Source organism: Sphingobacterium gobiense (assembly GCF_002980575.1).
Taxonomy (GTDB): Bacteria; Bacteroidota; Bacteroidia; order Sphingobacteriales; family Sphingobacteriaceae; genus Sphingobacterium; species Sphingobacterium gobiense.
The window spans coordinates 21157-41472 of sequence record NZ_PVBS01000001.1 but is presented as its reverse complement, the minus strand read 5'-3'; the positions used below and the strand labels follow the sequence as shown (position 1 = coordinate 41472).

The 20316-nt window shown below is 41.6% G+C and carries 14 protein-coding genes; 3 read left to right on the top strand and 11 right to left on the bottom strand.

The features are described 5' to 3' along the window. Positions 1–228 precede the first annotated feature (228 nt). A complete protein-coding gene (locus tag C5749_RS00155) occupies positions 229–1845 on the top strand; it encodes a DUF6377 domain-containing protein (protein WP_105721916.1) in 1617 nt (538 codons plus the stop codon). 57 nt (positions 1846–1902) lie between these two features. On the opposite strand, the gene C5749_RS00150 is transcribed toward C5749_RS00155, so the two are convergent. Then, positions 1903–2436, bottom strand: a complete 534-nt coding sequence (locus tag C5749_RS00150) for a hypothetical protein (RefSeq protein WP_105721914.1) — start codon at positions 2434–2436, stop codon at positions 1903–1905. 173 nt (positions 2437–2609) lie between these two features. Between C5749_RS00150 and C5749_RS00145 the strand changes: the two genes are divergently transcribed. Together C5749_RS00145 and C5749_RS00140 are read left to right on the top strand one after the other, a co-directional pair. Then, a complete protein-coding gene (locus tag C5749_RS00145; protein ID WP_105721912.1) occupies positions 2610–4364 on the top strand; it encodes an AMP-dependent synthetase/ligase in 1755 nt (584 codons plus the stop codon). 17 nt (positions 4365–4381) lie between these two features. Beyond that, positions 4382–5344, top strand: coding sequence for a YihY/virulence factor BrkB family protein (locus tag C5749_RS00140; RefSeq protein WP_105721910.1), 963 nt, complete (start codon positions 4382–4384; stop codon positions 5342–5344). 98 nt (positions 5345–5442) lie between these two features. On the opposite strand, the gene C5749_RS00135 is transcribed toward C5749_RS00140, so the two are convergent. The 10 genes from C5749_RS00135 to C5749_RS00090 form a co-directional block, all read right to left on the bottom strand. Continuing rightward, positions 5443–7020: a calcineurin-like phosphoesterase C-terminal domain-containing protein gene (locus C5749_RS00135; protein WP_105721908.1), complete on the bottom strand. Its 1578-nt coding sequence runs from the start codon at positions 7018–7020 to the stop codon at positions 5443–5445. Positions 7021–7022: 2 nt separating this feature from the next. Then, positions 7023–8294 carry a BACON domain-containing protein gene (locus tag C5749_RS00130; RefSeq protein ID WP_105721906.1) on the bottom strand — a complete coding sequence of 424 codons (1272 nt, stop codon included), beginning with the start codon at positions 8292–8294 and terminating at the stop codon, positions 7023–7025. Between the two features lie 9 nt (positions 8295–8303). Further along, entirely contained in the window at positions 8304–10118 is a 1815-nt protein-coding gene (locus C5749_RS00125) for a RagB/SusD family nutrient uptake outer membrane protein (RefSeq protein ID WP_105721904.1), read from the bottom strand. Between the two features lie 10 nt (positions 10119–10128). Continuing rightward, on the bottom strand, positions 10129–13362 hold the full coding sequence (locus C5749_RS00120; RefSeq protein WP_105721902.1) for a SusC/RagA family TonB-linked outer membrane protein: 3234 nt from the start codon (positions 13360–13362) through the stop codon (positions 10129–10131). A 246-nt stretch (positions 13363–13608) separates the two neighbouring features. Then, positions 13609–14496 carry a glycerophosphodiester phosphodiesterase family protein gene (locus C5749_RS00115; protein ID WP_105721900.1) on the bottom strand — a complete coding sequence of 296 codons (888 nt, stop codon included), beginning with the start codon at positions 14494–14496 and terminating at the stop codon, positions 13609–13611. 32 nt (positions 14497–14528) lie between these two features. Next, entirely contained in the window at positions 14529–15125 is a 597-nt protein-coding gene (locus tag C5749_RS00110) for a histidine phosphatase family protein (RefSeq protein ID WP_105721898.1), read from the bottom strand. Beyond that, positions 15126–16559, bottom strand: coding sequence for an FGGY-family carbohydrate kinase (locus C5749_RS00105; protein WP_105721896.1), 1434 nt, complete (start codon positions 16557–16559; stop codon positions 15126–15128). It abuts the gene before it with no gap. Continuing rightward, complete coding sequence (locus C5749_RS00100) at positions 16559–18007, bottom strand: FGGY-family carbohydrate kinase (RefSeq protein WP_105721894.1); 1449 nt, start codon at positions 18005–18007, stop codon at positions 16559–16561. Before C5749_RS00100 ends, C5749_RS00105 begins: the two co-directional genes overlap by 1 nt. 1 nt (position 18008) lies before the next feature. Further along, a complete protein-coding gene (locus tag C5749_RS00095) occupies positions 18009–19022 on the bottom strand; it encodes an NAD(P)-dependent oxidoreductase (protein ID WP_245893565.1) in 1014 nt (337 codons plus the stop codon). A 23-nt stretch (positions 19023–19045) separates the two neighbouring features. Continuing rightward, entirely contained in the window at positions 19046–20296 is a 1251-nt protein-coding gene (locus C5749_RS00090) for an MFS transporter (RefSeq protein ID WP_105721892.1), read from the bottom strand. Positions 20297–20316: the final 20 nt, after the last annotated feature.

Here is a 20316-nt window from a genome sequence, read left to right as displayed (position 1 = left end):
CAGATATTTAATACAAATAAGACATAGACATAATGTAGTAGATACACGTATTAATTATAATCCTTTTGGAACTTTGCAGTCGTTTTTCTAATAAAAACAAGTACTAAAAAAGTGTATTTTCACATCTAGATGGTTATAGAATATTATTTTGTAGTTTTAAAAAAAGTATCTTTATCCGATTATTTATCGAACCCTTTTTGTAGTTAATCGATCCGAATTATACCAAGTATGAAAAATTCATTATTATTACTCATATTTCTGATATCTTCAGTCCATACAGCTAATGCATACAATGGGCAGCTTGATTCGCTACTGCATGTATTAGATGATGCCATTCAGGATAAAGATTTATATACAGCAAAAAAAGAAAAACGTATCGATAGTTTAAAGGCAACACTACAGTTATCCTCCGATGTGAAAGATCAAATTGCCGTTACGAAAGAAATCTGTCTTCATTATATTGTATTTATGACAGATTCGGCACTTTTATATACCCGAAAATTAGAAAAGTATGCACTGCAGGCCAACGATTATGAGGAGTATATTGATTCTGAGCTCTTCCGTGTCCGTATATTAAAAACGATGGGGTTGCTCAAGGAATCTACCGATATACTGGATAATATAGATACGTTGAAAATCTCCGATGGCCTAAAAACATTTTATCTATATACAAAACTCTCCGTTTATAATCTATTAATAAAAGCCTCCGAAAATAATGATGAAAAAAAGAGATACGAGGCATCGGCAGGGTCACTGAGGAACAGATTGGTTTCCGGAGAAACATTATCACCGATGGACTATATATATGTTAACACAGAACGTCTCATACAACAGGAAAAACAATATGACAAAGCTTTAACTGACCTTCACAAAGCATACGCCGAAGTGGATCCCGAGGAGCGGGAGGCCGCTATTTTATCGTATTCTATAGCTAAAGTATATGAAGAAAAAAAGGATATTGACAAAGCTATGGAATATCTTGCAAGATCTGCAATAGCAGATATCAAAAGTGGGGTAAAAGAGTACATGTCGCTCCGGAGATTAGCCGTTGTACTATTTGAATATGGAGACGTCAATCGAGCATATAGCTATATGAAATGTTCGATGCAGGATGCCATATTCTATAACGCCCGACTCCGGACACTTGAATCTTCCGAAATGTTCGATTTTATTGATAAGGCATATCAAAAAAAAGAAGACGAACGTCAAATGCTATTGTTAACTATCCTGGTGATCATCGTATTATTATTAGCATTAATTCTCTTTACATTGGCATATGTATATAAACAAAAGAAAAGACTAACCATAACCAAGGACGAATTATCAAGGTCCAACCAACTATTGATGGAAAGCAATCAGAGTCTTTCGGATTCAAATATTCTTAAGGAAGAATACATTGGTTTATACATAGGACATTTTTCCGATTATCTTTCGAAAATAGAGCAATTCAGGCTGAAAGCCCAAAAAATAGCGAAAACGAAGGGAGAACAAGCGCTGTCGAGATTCATCGATTCATCATTAGATCCCAAAGATAATCTTGAAAAATTCTATAAAAATTTTGATGAAACAATCCTGCGTTTATTTCCAAATTTTGTCGAAGAAATAAATAAGCTATTATTAGAAGAAGAAAAAATCAGTTTTAAAGCTCCTAGTAATTTAACTCCTGAGCTTCGTATTTTTGCGCTAATCCGCTTAGGTATTACCGACAGCATAAAAATTGCTTATTTTCTCCGCTACTCGGTCTCAACTATTTATAATTACCGAACAAAAATGAGGAATAAAGCTGCTGGAAACAGAGATGAGTTTGAAGGTTTGGTCATGAAAATAGGTATTGATAGGATATAATAGCGATAATAGCATGCGTACCATGAAGTTTGTACGCATGCCTTTTTCGATCCTCTGCTAAAATTTATACCGAATCGTCAAGCCAAAGGGGTCGATCAATTTGATGGAGCTTTCCTGCAGAAAATCAAAATAGGGTTTAACATCCAGCGAAATGGAAAGCGGTGCTGTCGGGATATGGTATTCTATACCTACAACACCATCTATACTCAACGCTAGCTCCGACTTCGGTTCGGTGCGTTCCGTAACGGTATGGCCTTGGTCATTAACCCAGGTCCTTACCACTTCCTTATGCCGAAAACTTCCAATACTACCACCAAAACCATAGAACCAAGTAAAATTCTCGGCTATATCCAGCGGTTTGTGATATTGGTAAAGTCCAACCAATCGGAAACGTCTTGATTTGGAATTACTCTGAACACTTAAAATACCTTCCATTGCCCGGTCGTCTGCCAGCGTATAGCGGTAACTAAAACCGGTAGCACTTCCAAAGCGTCCCCCAACAGCATGTTGGCTGTCCAATTGCGCCCATGATGTATCAAATGAAAATAAAATAATCCCTAATGTCAATAACAGCCAATTTGCTTTCTTCATGAATATAAAACTAAGTTTTTTCGTACGCCAAAAGTAATACTTTATTTAAACGTTCAAAAGTTAAATTCTGTTATCATTCTCTCCTTTATTTTCGTTGTGTTAACACTTTTTATTGATAAAACGTTATCTTAGTGTAGGAAAACAGATTGTAAACCTCATAACAGGAGCGATATATGAGTAAGCTAAATAGATTATTTGATATCTTAGGTGACTATACCTCTACAGACACCTGTATGGTTGCAGGTAAAAGAAACGGAGAATGGCAACTTTACACTAGTGAGCGCTTTAAAACGCTTGCGAACAACTTAAGCAAAGCCCTTCTTTCAGAAGGTTTGAAAAAAGGTGATAAAGTAGCCCTAATGTCAGGGAACCGCCCCGAATGGAACATTGTAGACTTCGCTTGTAACCAGCTCGGAGTCGCCATCGTTCCATTATATCCAACGCTATCTCCACAGGACCTTTCCCATATCCTAAATGATGCAGAAGTGAAAGTACTCTTCGCAAGTAATGCTGAATTGGCGCATAAAGTGGATCAGGCTATACAAGGACAGCAATTGTCCATAGATATGTACACCTTTGACGACGTGGCAGATAAACCGAGCTACCAAAAACTAATTGATATCGGCGCGTCACAAGAGGTTGATTTGCAACCTTACAAGGACGCCGTCCAAAGCGATGATTTGCTCACGCTGATCTACACTTCGGGCACAACCGGAAAACCGAAAGGCGTGCTTCTCACACATAAAAATATCCTTAGTAACGTAGAAGCTTGTCAACATCTTGTTCCCAAAGACACCACCAAGGCATTAAGCTTCTTGCCCTTATGTCATATTTTTGAGCGGATGGTTGTTTATCTTTATCTTTCCAAAGGCATACAAATTTATTATGCAGAGAACCTCGACAATATTGTGGAGGACATCAACGATGTAAAACCACAAATTTTCACGACGGTGCCGCGTGTCCTTGAAAAAGTGTACGATAAAATCATCGAAAAAGGAAAAGCATTAACAGGTATCAAAAAGGCTTTGTTTTTCTGGGCGGTAAATTTGGGACACCGTTATCAAGAACCCGCTAAAAACAGTATTTTCTATTCGTTTCAACTTGGTATCGCGCGTAAACTTATCTTTTCCAAATGGAAAGAAGCGCTCGGTGGGAACATCAAATTGATTATATCAGGCGGTGCCGCTCTTCAAGAGCGATTGGGACGTATCTTTTGGGCAGCGGAGATTAAAGTATTAGAAGGTTATGGTCTAACGGAGACGTCTCCCGTTATAGCAGTCAACTCCCATGTTGATACCGACGTGAAATTTGGCACAGTAGGACGGGTATTGAAGAATCTAGACGTAAAAATTGCCGATGACGGAGAGATTCTCGTCAAGGGGCCGAGCATTAGTCCCGGATACTATAAAAATGAAGAGGCCACGGGTGAGGTCATCGATCAACAAGGGTATTTCCACACGGGCGATATAGGTGAAGTCACAGTTGATGGATTCCTTAAAATTACCGACCGAAAAAAGGAAATGTTTAAAACTGCGGGCGGCAAATATGTGGCACCGCAAGTGTTAGAAAACAAATTGATGGAGTCTACACTGATTGCGCAAGTCATGGTCGTGGGTGAAAACCAACGCTTCCCCGCTGCGCTGATTGTACCCGCTTTTGAGGAATTGGAAAAATGGTATAAACATAAAGGCATATCTTTTGTTTCCAGAGAAGAGATCGTTAAAGATCCACAGGTCATCGAAAAATACCAGCGGGAAATTGACCGCCTAAATACGAGCTTTGGACAATGGGAAAAAGTAAAAAAGTTTGAGCTTCTACCCAATGAATGGACCATCAACAATGGCGAATTGACGCCAAAGTTGAGTCTGAAACGAAAAGTCATTCTAAAAAACACGGAAGAAATACGTAATCGATTATACGAACAATAAAGAAGAGAGATGCACATATGGAAAGAGAAACACTTTGGCAAAAATTAAAAGGGTTTGGACAATTGTTACTGGATACCGTCAATAGTTTTCTTAACGATAAATGTCTCAAAAAAAGTGCTTCTTTAGCTTATTACACGGTGTTTTCAATTGGTCCTGTAATTTTGATCTTAATTTGGTCACTAGGTTTTTTTTATGGTAGCCAAATGGATTCCCCAACGGGAGCGCGCGACGAGATTATGATGGAGCTTAATCAGCTGTTTGGTCCAGATATCGCCACCATGTTGGATAATGCCATCAAAAAAATATCCTTGGAAAGTAAAAATAGTATTGGCCTTTACATCGGTATTGGTGTACTTGTTTTCTCTTCTACAACTATTTTCGTCGACATCCAAAACTCCATCAACGAGATATGGCATATTAAAGTGAAACCCAAAAAGGGGTGGCTTAAAATCATTTTGGACCGGCTTCTTTCTTTTTCCATGATTTTAGGTTTGGGATTTCTCCTTATGGCCTCGCTTATTCTTAGTAGTGTTATTGGCCTGTTAATGGGCAAAGTGGGTGATTTCTTAGGGGAATATATCCCCAATATCAATTTGCAGATGATTAGCCTGATAAACACCGGAGTATCATTTTTTATTATCGCAACCTTATTTGCATGTGTTTTTGCTTTTCTTCCTGATGCCAGAACACGTTTTCGCGACGTATTATGGGGCGCAATCTTCACCGCGCTACTCTTTCTATTAGGGAAATCCCTTATCTCTTGGTATTTATCTTCTAATGTTACTGCGAGCTCGTTCGGCGCAGCCGGTTCGATTATAATTTTGTTGAGTTTCGTATATTATTCTGCAGCAATCTTGTATTTTGGAGCGGAGTTTACTAAACATTACGCTTTTCGATATGGACGGGGCGTACGGCCCAGTTCATATGCTGTCCGGATAGAGCTCAAAGAGGTCGAAGAAAAGACGTTAAACCCTCTCTAATCGGCATCGACGCATCGGATGATATCTCGGATGCCTACACAATAGTACCTTCCTTATTTGTCATAACGGACAGGAAAGGTACTATTTTCTTAAAAAATTTAATAGCCCGCTGCCGAGCTCAAGTCGGAAACGATATCTGCATGCGTTTGTTCGTAGGTTCTACCAAACCGATCCGTAACTATGACCTTCAAGGTACTATTGGGACTATCAACCTTGTAGGTGTACAGATGTTTTGTTGTCGTACTGTAGTTACTTGGATTTCTATTTAACACACCTAAATGATAACCTTTGGACCACGCATCTTGATTCAACGGACTACCGGTTCTCAAGACCATATCACCGAGCTTGGCACCATTCATATATACCTCTACTTTCCACGTTGGATCGGCATTCCAAACATTCGCAATTAGCGTGTTTCCTGGCTGTTCATAGCTAAAATAACCATGCTGACCGCCAAACGACATATCCCCCCAATGTAGTCTAAACTGAAAATCCCGTGCCAGTTTTGTCGGTTTATAAATCCAATCCTTAATAGACGTACCTTCTATCTGAAAAATCATATAACCATTTGGCGTACCATCGCCGTTGATGGTAGACTTCCACCATGCACCGCAAGTTGCCGCATGCACATGTTCATATATATGCTTGCCCGACACATTATGGATATAGTTTTCTGCATAATGGGTGTGACCACTCATCAAATGCACCGTTTTAAAATCTTTAATCAGATTAAAAAACGGAGTCCTGGTAGAAAAATTAGTTCCCCTCATTGGCATATGGTAATACACAATCAACATTTTGTCGTTTGAAACATGGCTTAAGTCCTTTTCAAGCCATGCTATCTGTTCGTCACTGATATCCAAAGCATAGCTTGAATTATCAGAAAACTTCACGTTATCCAAACAAACGAAGTGCACGTCGCCCATATCGAATGAATAATTAGAGGGGCCATATACATTTTCAAACACATCATTTGTCTTCACTGTTCCGTTCGAAAATTTATCGTGATTACCAATAGTGGTAAAGACCGGCATTATTGTCGACCCCAATCTGGTTTTCATCGTATTTAATAGGCTAGCATTATCCGCCACCACATCGCCTAGAGATATTCCAATCACCGGTTTCGAAATCGCCGCCAATTCCGCGGTCACATCCGCTAGGGTTTCATCCATAAACCTACCGACCTCCGCTTGATTGGCAACCTGTGGGTCGCCCAGACCAAATAAAACAAAGTTTTTTGTTACTGATGCTCTTTTGCTTAACGTAAAGTTATGTTGTTGAGGGTTATCAGATGGGTTCAACGTTTTATAAAACAAGGGCGCTTTTCTATTGGATGATTCAACCGCGATTTCGTACTCAGCCGGTGTGGAGTAATATACAAATTTAGCCTTATCATTTTTTTTGAGCTGATACACGCCTTTGTTATCTGTTTTTACTACTGTATATCCATCTGTGACAATCACGTTTGTTATAGGATTGTTGGCTTCATCCAAAATATAACCATACACATTATTGCCATCAACTAGCTCGACACCAGGCAAATCAGCCCCATCACCTTTTCCATTATCTGGTCCGTTTTCCGCCCCTCCACTGCTTTTCGAGCAGCCGATGAGCAACAAAGCAAGAAATAAGTAGAAAATCAGTATCCCTTTCGCATTTTCGAATGTGCTCTTCATAGCTATCTAATTACTTTTGAAATTTCTATATTGTCCAATAAAAATCGACCGTTGCTTGCATCCCTCGCTCTAAATTCGATTACAGTCTGCGCTGTTGCGCCCTCTACGATGATTTCCTTATCCGCCCATGCTGGTGTCAACATGATTTCTTGATTCGCTTCCGCTGAAGTACCCGCGTTTAATACACGTAAAGTCACTGTCGCATCGGCATCCGCGTTGGTATTCTCACTCCATCTAGCTGCTGTGAATTTTACTTTGACATCAGCCCAACCTGTGATCGCTGTCAGTGGTGGCGTCGCGATATAACCGTCATTGCTTCCTGCGGTACTAATCTTAACATAACCGGGTCTTTCATAAACTCGCAAACCGGTCCATCCTTCTAACCCTCTAGATGCGACGAAAGATGGATGCATAGTATTAAATAAATCACCCGTACCGTCTGTATTTCGTGTGCCGCTCGTAACGTAAACAGGATTTGCTGGCAAAACCCGCTTCCCATCCACAGTTGGCCAGCTACCTTCTAGGTGCAGACCTGCCGTTCCCCCAACGTGATCTCCGCCTAAAATCAACATATCAAAATTTTGCGACAAGTATATTTTACCTACCGGATCGCTGTTGCCCTGCTCTCTCACCGCCGTATTCACGGTCAGCGTCTGTCCCAAAATCTGTATGTTGAAAGTAACCTGCCCATCGTTTGTAGGTGTTCCGGTAATAGGTAATCTTACTTCTCCATTTTCGGAAGACATGTCCACATCGGCAGGAGACACTTGAATGCCGATAGATCCGGCACCGCTAATTTCGGCGCTTACGGTGACTCCTTCGCCCAAACCACCCTTATTATAAGGTATTACAAGATAGGTGTCTTCCAACGGAAAATTTGAAACCAACCCAGTAGTGAAATATGGTGTACCAAAGATTACCTTACCTTCCTCTTGGCTAATGTTAATCAAAGCCTCTTTTACTCCTGAGATGATCTTGATGGCACCATTTCGCATATCTCCTATATTTCTTGAAGCCGTTACGGTGATCACCTGTATATCTTCACCATTTCCTACGCCCTCTATCGGATCTACCGACACCCAATTCGCCTCGCTCAGATCAATAGACCAGGAACCATTTGTCCTCACCGTAAATGTTTCTCGGGATTCTCCATACGCGAAACTGAGCTGATCTGTATCTCGCTTTAAAAATGGCGCGTTGTTTTCGTCTTTCGAACAAGAGAGTAAAAAAACGAATAACAGCCCAGCTATTCCTTTATAAAAAAAATTCTTCATAACAATAGTTTACTTCCAGTGGTAGTTTTGTTCAAGATTATTATTCATTTGTAGCGCAGTTGTAGGGATCGGTCTAAGATATTTTCTGTCAGACCATTCACGGCTTTGCTGAAATCCGAACTCTAAATTCCCCGATGTGCCATTTGTCAATCTATAAGATGATCCTAATACCACATATACGACACCGGGCACCCTCGAAGCTGCCGGAGGTTCTGCATCTACAACAGCTACATCCATAATTCCATCATTGTTCAAATCGTAAGGTGTATCTTTTGCAGCAAAATAAATTCCATTCCAAGTCTGCGCAGTTTTTTCTCCCAATCTCCACCTCATAAGGTCATCATATCGTAGATTTTCATGCACCAATTCTACCGTCCTTTCCCTTCTAATTTCCAATAACCACATATCTGACACATTGTGGTAATAATTAGCCAAATATGGATCAGCGGAGGTTGGTGAGGCGCCGTCTACTCCGGCACGCTCACGCAATAACCGGATAGAGTTATTCCATTCGGGTATACCAAATTCGCCAAGTTCAGCTTTAGCTTCGGCATAGTTTAGCAACACTTCGGCGTACCGAAACATGGGTACGGAATTGTTGGATGTAGCAATACCCACATGCACATCATCGTCGATGGCCCATTTGATCAACTGATAGCCTGTAGATGTCAACGCGAAATTCGGAGCATCTTTCCTTACTGTCCCCCCTACTCGTCGTTCATAGTCCGGGCCAACAACCGTCTGTTTTAGTCTATTGTCGCGGTTTACAAAATTCTCTTGGTAGTTTTTCGTCATATAATTTGGATCGTCAGTAAAACGAGAGCCATCCAAATGAAGATAGTGGTTCACAAAATCTTGGGTCAACGACCAATTATTACCAAAGGAAGCGGAGAAGAGTTTCCAAGTCATCGAGTGCATACGCACATCTGCCTGAAACTTGATTCCCAAAATAACTTCTCGGGTATTTAGTGCCTCCGAAGTAAACAAGGACCTGTATTGCGTACTTACATTAGACGGGTTGTTCACCAATCCATAAACCTGCGCATCTATTAAAATCTGTGCTGCGTTAGCCGCTTCTTTCAAAAATAGATCGACGCCTTGACCGCCATTTTCCCAGTCTTTGCCAGTGGAAGGGTTTTTGGGGTGGTATTTACGATATGTTCCTTCAAACAAGCAAACTCTAGATTTGAATGCCAAAGCCACCCATTTGTTAACTACAGTTGAACTCGCCACATATTTTGGATCGATGGAGCAATTTTCACTAGCAAAATTCAAATCTTCCAGCACTTTTTGCATAACATATTCACGGCTATCTCGCGGTTTCATAAGTAGCTCTTGTTCATCTACTTCTAATGCCTTTTCATACCAAGGCACATCTCCAAAAGTCTGTACCATTCCATAATAAAAATATGCCCTCCAAAACCGTCCGACACCCTCATAGTGACGATAGACTTCATCTGACACGTTAGCTCGCGCCTTAGGCAGGTTGTCCAAGAAATAATTGACGTTTCGAAGTTCAGACCAAGTGCCACTGGATCCCCCACTCCACCCTCCTTGCAGATCTGCCGTCCAAGTATCACGAATCAAAAATGATGTAGAAGTTCTCGTCGCTGTAATATCACTATATTGATCTCCCCATGCTAAGGTCTCCTCGCCGGGCATATGCCGTTGGATAAAACCGTTGGCATACAACTCCAGATCAGCCTCTTTTGTCATAAAATTTATGGAACCTATTTCATTCTCCGGCTCCCTCGTCAAAAATTTCTCGCATGATGTTGTCATTCCTAATAACAGCACGCCAAATAGAAAAAATATCTTCTTCATATCTCGTTGTTTACAATGTTAGATTTAACCCCAATGAAAACGTTCTAAGCATTGGATAACCATATCCGTCCCCGTCTGTACCTGAGGTCGACCTAAAGTCCGTGTCTCCCGCATGGATAACCTCTGGGTCAAAACTTTGCGTCCGTTTGTAAAGGGGGGACCAGGTAAATACATTTTCACCAGAAACGAAAACTTTCACTTGTTGAAAGCCATACTTGGACGCGAATGACTGCCTCAATGTATAATCGATTTGAAAGTTTTTCAACCTTAAATACGCCGCATTCTGCAAAAACCTATCGTTGGTTACCGTCATGGCTCGGTTCGCATTCTGAGCCAGATATCCTCTGTAGCGCGGCCAGTACGCATTTTCATTTTGGTTCTCCTCCGTCCACACATTATCACCCACGTGTTCTTTCAACATATACCCATACGGTCTGCTGTACTGCCCCCAGAAGTAAGAAGACTCCCTCGCTGGATACCAATCCCTCCTGCCAATACCTTGGAAAAACGCACTTAATCCAATATTATTCCAAGACATATTCATGTGAAACCCGTACTGCATCCTAATTGACGAATTTCCAATAATCCTCCTATCCCCTGGGTCATCCACCGTATTTGCTCCTTGATTGATCTCCCCATCTCCATTCAGATCTAGAAATTTCATATCACCAGGTTTTAAGATATTACTACCAGACACAGGAATCCGGGATTGGTCCACGCCGTAATTATTTATATCATCTTGGTCCTTGAACAAACCTCCAACTGAATATCCCCATATCTCGCCGATTTCCATTCCTTCGTAATAGGTCATCGACAACAGCTTTTCTTTATTGTTAAACTTTGTTATCCAACTTCTGTTGTCCCACAGCATTCCTCTGACACCATAGCTAAACGGCTTCCCTGCCAAAGAGAACTGATCTCTCCACTCCAATGAAACCTCCCAGCCTTTCGTCTTTAAGTCCGCATAATTGCCTCTGGGCACCGTTGCACCAAATACATGTGGCAACTCGGGCCCCAGCGTAAACATATCGGTCGTATAGCGATGGTAATAATCAAATACCAAAGACATCCGGTTATTGAGGACATTAAGATCCACTCCCACGTCGTAAGTTGTGGAGCGTTCCCATGTTAAGGATTCCGGAATGTTGGCAGGCATATACGTGTAGGGCACCAATCCGTCATTGATAATAAATGAAGTCCGAGCGATATTCATCGTAGGAATGAATAGGAAAGGGTTCACATTTCCGTTGCCCAAACTCCCTACCGAAGCCCTAAATTTCAAATCCGAAATCCAATTGACATTATCCTTGATGAACGATTCGTCCGATGCTCTCCATGCTATAGAAGCCGAAGGGAAAAATCCCCATTGCTGATTAGTAGGGAATTTCGATGACCCATCGTAACGTCCACTGAATTCTGCTAAATATTTTCCTTTATAATTATAATTTACACGGAACAACGCCCCAGCATACGCCCATTCCTGACCAGTCTGATCAAGTGTATAAAAATCGCCATCCATCAGAGCAAAGCTCGGTTTGTCCGGATAAAGTAGTCCTCTTCTGTAAGTCCGCAGGTTTCTCGTCACTTTTTCTTCGATATTAAACCCCGCAAGAATATTTAAGGAATGGTCTTGGTTGTTAAATTCAGGAATATAGTTCAATGTCGCATTAGACGCTATGTATTGATTGACATAGTTCCAAACTTCCAATGAGCTAAAGGTCTGCCTAGACTTCATAATGGCCGGCCCGGTATAAAAATCATACATATTTTCTACCCGCGTTCTATCCGAATGATTATAAAGATAGGTAAAGTCAGCTTTTGCAATTAAGCTCTTTGGTATAATATCGTAAGTTAATGTAGTCGTGTTACGCAAATCAAATTTATTGTTCTTCTGATAAGATGTGCCCTCTACGAAGCCTGCCCACCCCATATATACAGCCGCCTCTGTCCAAGTACCATCGAGATTTTTCTCCAACGTCATGGGATATCCTTGGTGTTCCAACATCCTTGGCAACAATTGCCTGTCGTACATCACCATCGGTTGGTGTATATTACGACGAATGAAATCAGTATTGTTATTTAATACCAGGTTAGGTAAAATTTTAACTTCTCCTTTTGCACGGAAGTTGTATTGTCTATAGTTTTCGTTGCCTGCATTATATATACCATCTTGATCGTAGACTCTGCCCGAAACGTAATAATTAGCATTGTCACCCCCTCCTGTTACAGAAACGTTGTGCTCACTGCTTAGATTATAATCTTTATAAATGATATCAAACCAATTCGTATTCCCAAAATATTCATACTCCCCAAGACTATTCACCCGCATCTTTTCAAACGAATCGTCTGCGTTTCGCTTTACCAGCTCATTGTACCAATCTGTCGAATATTTAAAAACATTATTAATTCCGGCAGGAGGTGTGCCCAAATCCATCCCTTCCATATAAGCTTTATACCAACCATCTGTCCACTCCAATCCATTGTCTACAATATTGTTTTCCATTTTCACAATCCGATCATTGATCGTATAACCGCCACTGTAACTCACCCTCGGTTTACCTTGCTTCGCTTTTTTAGTAGTAATCAACACAACCCCAAACGCACCTCTGGCACCGTAAATAGCAGCAGAAGAAGCATCCTTTAAAACCGATACACTTTCTACATCATCCGGGTTTACCGTTGTCATATCTCCCTCAACACCATCTATTAAAATCAACGCAGATCCTCCGGCCCCGATACTCCCCTGACCACGGATATTTAATGTAGCACCTCTGGATGGCTTACCGTCCCGCATACTGATATTCAGTCCTGGCATTTGGCCTTGCAAAGCACGAGAAATATTCATGTTCCCCCGGTTCTGTAACTTATCGCCGCTGATCTGATCTACCGCTCCCACCAGATCCCTTCTCTTAGTCGTACCATATCCGATGACCACTACTTCGTCCAAATTTTTCTCATCTGCAATCAAAACAAATCGTAAGAATTTTTCTTCCTTGTAAAGTAATATCTCTTCTTTATAACCAATAAGACTGACGGTAATTACGTCTCCTCTATTTACGCTTACTGAAAACTCCCCATTTGGATTTGTTGTTGTCGTTACTCCCGTAGAAACCGATACCGTGGCACTCTGTAATGGTGCCCCGTCTGCTCCTTCCACAGCCCCCGTCACGACCCTACTTTGTTGCGCATACGCACACATAAAGATCATTGTTAGGATACTGAGTAAATAGGTTCTCTTTTTCATACTCTTTTATGTTTAATAAATGATTTTATAAGTGAAAGGCATAAGCTATCTCTTCATAGCGTCTCCACACAAGTTTAATAACATTTAATATTGTTAAATAATGTTTCAAACATACACTCCCCATATTAATATGATATTAAATTAGTATATATTAATAGTGAAATAACACATAAAGCCATGCGTTAATTAGGTCATTTAGTTATTGTTAGGTTTATAATAAATAAAATAAAACTTTTTTTAATGTATTTATAAATTTACTTTTATCGCCTCGCTCACCTCGATAGGTAAATCAGACTCTAATATTGTGGCCCCATCAGCAAATACAGCCCGGTATTTTTTTGCTCGTTCTTCTTTAGCGGGCAATTTGTCGTAGGTTGGTGCAGTCGATATCATACACATCACACCTTTGGACTTAAAAAAGTCATACATTTCTTGGTTCGCTTCTTTTATTTCAGATCCAATATAGACGATCATTCTATTATAAGGTAGCCCCGAAACTTTAAATTCTTCCAATGACTTTTTATCCTTTATGTGCAAGGATAGGTATTGATTAGGATTTTTATCCAGATAAAACCGAGCCTGTTCCACATTATGCACGGTGACCCATACCCACTTGTGGGCTTTATGCTTCCGGATGATTTCAGCTGTCATTTCTAGGGGTAGGTCTTTTTTATCCAGGTTTAGGATTGTTTTTCCCTTTGCCCACTTGATCATTTCATCCAAGGTATTGATACGATACCTGGTCGGGTTACCATCGACGTCTCTTAAACGCAATTTTTTAAGCTCTTTCCACGTATAATCGGCGACTTTTCCCGTTCCGGTAGTCGTACGATCCAAGGTTGCATCATGAATCATAATCGGCACACTGTCTTTAGACAAACGCGGATCTACTTCAAAAATCGCGGGGGTACGTATCAGCACCTCGTTCATAGCGGCAATGGAGTTTTCCGGTAACCCTTTCTCCATTGTTCCGCGGTGTCCACTAATAATCTTTTTACCGGGCGCATACCTAAAGTAAGCATACATCTCTTCCACGTTGCTAAAATCCAGTTTATGAAGTTTTTGGGCCATTACAGAAGAAACTATCAACATACCGGAGCAGACGAGTGCTATTGCACGTAAAATTCTTTTCATACTATATTTTGTTAATGGATAAACTAATTTATCTAAGCATTTAATTTTAACAATTGACAACCTTGATGTTGCGATAAAGTGAGTAACGTCAGTGCTGAATTTTCTTGAACCAAGCGTCGATAGTTCTTCAGCGGCATCCCTAGTTGGCTCGCTAAAAACAATCGATTCACCCCGTTATGTCCAACAACCAAGACGGTTTTTTCGCTATATTTCTCTAACAATTCATTGTAAAACGACTGTAGCCGGGAAACCACCTGCATAGCCGTCTCTCCCGTCCTACCCGCCGCAAACCGCTCGGGAGCGGCCAACCAATTCTCCCAAGATTTAGCGCCCTTTGTTTGAAATTCTTCCGGACGCAAACCCTCCCATTCACCAAAATCGACCTCTATCAAACGATTGTCGACAACCAGGTTTTCGGCGCTGCCAGAAGCAATTTCCGCCGTCTTTCGAGCTCTTTGCAATGGTGAAGAATAGACAGCATCAAAGCGATATCCTTCCAGCAATTCATACATTCTCTTTGCCTGAGAAATACCCCGTTCTGTTAAATCAACATCCGTTCGTCCACAGTATCTGTTTCCGTCGGCGTTAAACGATGTTTCGCCGTGTCTGAGCAAACAAATTGTAACCATTTATAAATAATTTAAAGCTTTAAGCTTCTGTTTAAACTGTTGGTATTGTTTTTCGTATTGAACAACCAGTCGATCATCAGGATAAACCTCTTTTTCCATCGTGGTCATCTGCGACGCCGCTTCCGTGACGGATCGATAATACGTATTGGAAGCAGCCATGATTGCCGCACCCAAAGCACCGCTTGCTGCTTTGCATTTATAGATAGGCACATTCAATACCGACGCCCTTATTCTTAACCACACATCACTATTGCTTCCTCCCCCTGCCGTATAAACCGCAACTATTTTTTCTCCTGAGAGTTCTTCGATAATCTCGTAAGCAAGTCGCTCAATACATGCCACGCCTTCTAAATTTGCAGCATACAATTCCTGTTTTGATATTTGTTCCGGAATAATCGCTCGCGCATACGGTACCGAAACAGGATAGCGCTCACCTTCTTGAAGCAACGGCCAAGCGACTTTACCGGTCGGAATCAATTTCTCGGCTGCTTGATTCCATTTCGCTATATCCGATGGGAAGTTCATTGTAATCCAGTCGGCCCCTGTGTTGCTTGCTCCGCCCGGCATCCAATAGCCTTCCGGGTGGCGATGACTGTACAACCTCCCTAAAGGATCGATTAACTGATTTTTTGTTACACCTTTAATGACCAATGTGGTACCGATAGTCGTGTTCCAGTCACCCAGTTTCACGGCTCCCGATGCTATTTGGCTAGCGCAGCCATCCGTGATCCCGACCACTACACGTACATCTTTCAATCCCCACTGCATCGCTAAATCCTTTCTCAATGAACCTACAACTGTACCCGAAGGCACAACAGTTTGTAACCATTCCTTTTTTACACCAAGTTTATTTATCAAATAAGGAGGCCATTCCAGCCGTTCTAAATCATAGCCCGATTTCAACGCATTCGTATAATCGGTTGTTTGGTACTGACCCGACAGCTGTCCAACGATATAGTCAGCAGCATGAATCCATAAAGCTATCGTGTCGCTCTTGTCAGGATAGGCTTCCATAAACCAACACATCTTACTAATCCCACAGGAGGCATTGAAACCTACATATCCATTTTTTATATGTTTTGAAGCTATTTTATGGATCCGCTTTGCCTGCGCAGCAGATCTCCCATCACTATACATAAGAGCGGCATGCACGGGTTGATTATTCGAGTCTAATGGTATAACTGTTCCCGATGTCGACGTGACGGAAACCGCTTGTATAGTCGATTTATCCATGTTAGCAGGTAAACCATCTAGCATCTCATCTAGCAACATTGTACAGGTATCCCACCACATCATTGGCGATTGTTCTTCCCGCGCCATGTCATCCAGTATAAAGGAGCGAGAAGTAGAAGCAATTACTCCCCCTAGCTGATCGACGAGAATCACCCTAGCCCCCTGTGTTCCAATATCTATCCCTATAAAACCAGCTTGCATCAGGTAATAATTTGTTTAAATGTTTTACGCGCGTTCTTCCACTCTTCATAAAGTTGTTCAAATTGTTTATGATCCTGTGGGAATGTCTCGTCCAGTAACGTTGGTTTTATATTTTCCACGCCGAGTGCATCGTTACAAACAAAAACACCCCCTAAAACGGATGCTTGGCGGTACGTGTTCCTAATCCGAATGCTCTTACCCAACAAATTTGCTAGAAACTGCCTCAGTTTTTTGCTTTCCAGACCACCACCACACGCCCAGATATAGTGTTCATCGTGCCGTGAGACGTCACACAAGAATTTATAGTTTTCGTAGATTGAACAGGCAATATCCCATAAAATTGAAAACACAAAACTCCCCCGCGAGAGCTGATGTGAAACGGGCGTATTGAAAATAAATCCCCCTTTGGTCAAAGGCTGATCTTCATCAGCAATCAATGAACCCAAAGAAGCGACACACATCGAATGGCTGGTATCGTCCAATTCACGTTCAATCACATCGTACTCCTCATTGGGGTAAAAAATCTCTTTTAAGCGCTGATAGTTCAAACCCGTTACGCCCGCGTTCGCCTCTAATATGAAATGAGATTCGTCAATATGCCTACTGGTCCATGTACGCTGATGCTCATCTTTTTCATATTGATTCACCATTTTGATAATCGGCGTAGTCGTTCCAGAAACGATAACTACATCGTTTGACGAAGGCGCCATACTACGTATGGCCAATTGGGTATCCCCTCCTCCCACCACGACAACAGCTTCTGCTGAAATCTGTAATACTTGTGAGACGTCCCGAAGCACACTCCCTAATACTGTCCCCGCTTGCTTCAATACTGGCAAAACACCACTAGGGATACCAAATAGTGCCACGAGTTCCGCAGACCACTGTTTCCGTTCTACATCGTACAGTAACGTTTCAGATGCCTGTGAATGCTCGTAACATGGGATACCTGAAAATTTAAATTGTATCCAGTCACTAATACTCATGAAACACGTCATCTTTTCGAACAGACCGGGATATACGTTGCGAAGACCTATCAGCTTAAATGCAGAAAAAAGGGATGTCGGATAACGTCCTGATAGCTCGTATACACGGTCCTTTTGTTTCAGTTCCTTCTCCCATTTGCGGCCGCGATGATCTATATTGGGCATACCGAGTAGTGACCGATCTTCACTATCTACCACAATAATTCCTTCACGCTGGCTAGTGGCTGTGATTGCCTTAATACGGACTTCTCCCACATCTGCCAAAGCCTCTGCCGCTAATCTTAATATCTGCTGCCACAATTCTTCTGGATTAAAATAAATAGATTCCTCATATTTAGTATCAGCATAGTATTGTACATTCTCCCTTTTTATAGCTAATATATCACCTGTTGGCGTGACTACTCCCACCCTGGCATTGCCTGTACCTATATCGACAATTAAATACGCTTCTTTTTGAGCCATATCAGTTTAAAGTTTGTTTTTCCAAAACCGCTTTATTTACAAGCTGTTTGATCGTTTTATTACCTTCATGAAAAAATGCCCGTAGGTTGTTGTTCATAATAAAAGCATGATGATCCTCCACCTCGTGGGTCGCTCCAGCAATATGCGGTGTCGCCAACACATTTTTGTGATGAATCATTTTATAATCTATCTCATCTGGCGGCTCCTGGTAGAACACATCCAAAACAGCACCTCGAATTCGTTCTGTTTCCAACAACTCCAAAAGGTCTTCCCGATTTACCACAGTAGCACGAGCCGTGTTCACGAAAATGGCATCTTTTTTCAATAAGGAAAGATATTTTTTATCAATCATACCGTTAGTCTCTGTCGTCACGGGCAAATGGATTCCCACCACATCACACACCGAAAACAACTCTTCCAACGCTACTTTCTTATATGCAGGATTAGCATCCTCGTAATAGGGATCATAATATAGAATCTCTGCTGGAAAACTCGATAACATCCGCGCTGTAAATTGTCCAACTGCTCCAAATCCAACCATCCCTACTTTTTTCCCGGCCAATTCATTCCCTTTAAATTGGAGATAGGAGGTATGCGCGCCTTCACCCCAATTCTTACCTTCTAGCCAATCAATTGCAGGTAACGTATTTCGCATGAGAGCAATCACATTAGCAATAAACATTTCGGCTACAGCTTGCGCATTTCTTGCAGGTGTATGGAACACCGGAATCCCCAACTCGGTAGCAACGGCCAAGTCAATATTAGAGGGCGTGCCCCGGCAAATTCCCACAAATTTTAAATGTGGATTAGCGCGCAACACATCTGCTGTAATTTCATCATGTTCGGTTATTAACGCATCTGCTTCCGTTTCTTCCAATAACGCTTTCAACTCTGTCGGATTATACGCCCGTCCGTGAGGTTTCCAGGACCTATAGATGACCTCATCAAATAATCCTTCTAATTCTCGCAACGCTTTCTCGTTCTCATAAGGCGCCGTTAGTAATACTTTCATCATTCTCTGCTAATCTTATATTCTTCTTATACTATTTCCTTTACTTTTTTCCATTCCGCTGTTTTATCTACGGTGATAAACCTGGTCAGGATAGCGCTCAACACATAAAGCCCCGCCAATACCCAAATAACCCCTGCACTACCTATCGTACCAATCAAAACACCAACCAGCGCCGGCCCTACAAATACAGGCAGTCCAGCACCTAAATTCAAAATAGCCATCGCAGCGCCTTTATCCTCCTTGACCAAGGAAGGCACTAAAGCTGATAAAGGCACATAACCCGCTAGTAATGCTCCCCAAGCCACGCCGGCTGCCATAACTGCCCAATAGCTACCGTCAAACCATACCGGCGAATAATAGAATAAAACGGTTGTAATGGCACAACCAACGCCGCCAAACCACATAATCGTGTTTTGCCAACCCATCCGGTCACCCACGAAGCCAAAAATCAAATTAAAGATGATGTTGCCTGTAAAAATGGTTCCCCATATTTGCAGCCATTCTTTTGTTGCAAAGCCATGATCTGCCATATACATAGGAAGAAATACGGGAAACGCAAACTGCGCTGTTGTATTAATTACGCGCACAATCCCACCTAACAACACCTTAGGTTCCCTTTTCACAATAGTAAATCCATTGGCCAATTCTTTCCATTTCGATCCTTTGGAAGCTTTTGTTTCAAATTTATCCTTATTGAGAACTAAGGCGAAAAACGCACCTACCAAAACCCAAAATATAGAGCTCCACAAGGTGTTTTCATACCCTAAACGCCCTATTGCCCAGCTGGAATAGTAAGCACCAAGTACATTCAATCCGCCGGTAAAAACAAACCAAAACCAACCAACCGCTCTTCCCAACATATTTTGGGGAGTACGATAGGTAACCCACACCATAAACGAGTAGGCAAATAGCGGATAACCAAAGCCACGAATAGCATAGAAAAACAACATCGCTCCGTAATCCAGTTTTGCCATCCCGATACCAACAAAGCCGATGGTCCCAATAATATAAAGAAGTAGGCCCATCAGCATCGCTTTACGCGGCCCATAACTTTCCGCCAAAACGCCCGAAAACCAAGATGAAATAGCAATAGTAATACCGTATACAGTAAATAAAGAGGCGGATTGCTGAATATTCATCCCATGCTCGATGAGGTAAGGGCTTAACCAACCCTGCTCTACACCATCCCCCATCATGAAAATTAAAACACCTAAATAACCCCACGCCAGATGTCTCGGCAGCCCTGCTTTGTTTAGTAGATTTTGGTTCTGTGTCATCAAAAGAAGATTTATAACTG